General features: G+C 48.3%; 1 protein-coding gene. It reads left to right on the top strand.

Annotated elements, in window-relative coordinates:
* Window positions 1-15: 15 nt before the first annotated feature.
* A partial coding sequence (menC, locus tag R7R24_RS29765; RefSeq protein ID WP_318120595.1) for an o-succinylbenzoate synthase occupies window positions 16-543 on the top strand: 528 nt, incomplete at its 3' end.

The following is a 543-nucleotide window of genomic DNA, read 5'->3' as shown; positions in this document are numbered from 1 at the left end:
AATAGGACAGGAATTATGCGTAAAGCAAAGATTTACCGTTACTGCCTTCCAATGGACAGTGGCGTAATACTGCGTGATAACAAGCTGACGGAACGCATCGGCTACATTGTTGAGCTATCTGATGGCGAGAACACGGGATTAGGTGAAGTCGCACCGCTTTTTGGTTTTAGCTTGGAAAGTACCGAAGAGGCTGGCATTCAGTTACAAGAACAGGCTGAACGCTGGGTCGCGGGTATACCGGTTGATTATGCCAATATGTATCCTTCGGTTGCGTTTGGCTTATCCATGGCTCAATTGGAGTTAGAAGGTGGTTTGCCGACGCAAGGCAAATATCAAACTGCTCCACTGTGTACGGGCGATCCCGATGAGTTGATTCCAAAACTCAACGAGATGGAAGGCGAGAAAGTGGCAAAAGTGAAAGTGGGTCTGTATGAGCCCATTCGCGACGGCATGCTTGTGAATCTCTTCCTTGAATCTATCCCTCAATTAACGCTTCGACTGGATGCGAACCGTGCTTGGACTCCCGAAAAAGCGCAGCAGTTT

The organism is Vibrio sp. 704, from assembly GCF_033339295.1.
The sequence above is the reverse complement of the archived record's forward strand: the minus strand, read 5'-3'. Positions and strand labels throughout refer to the sequence as shown.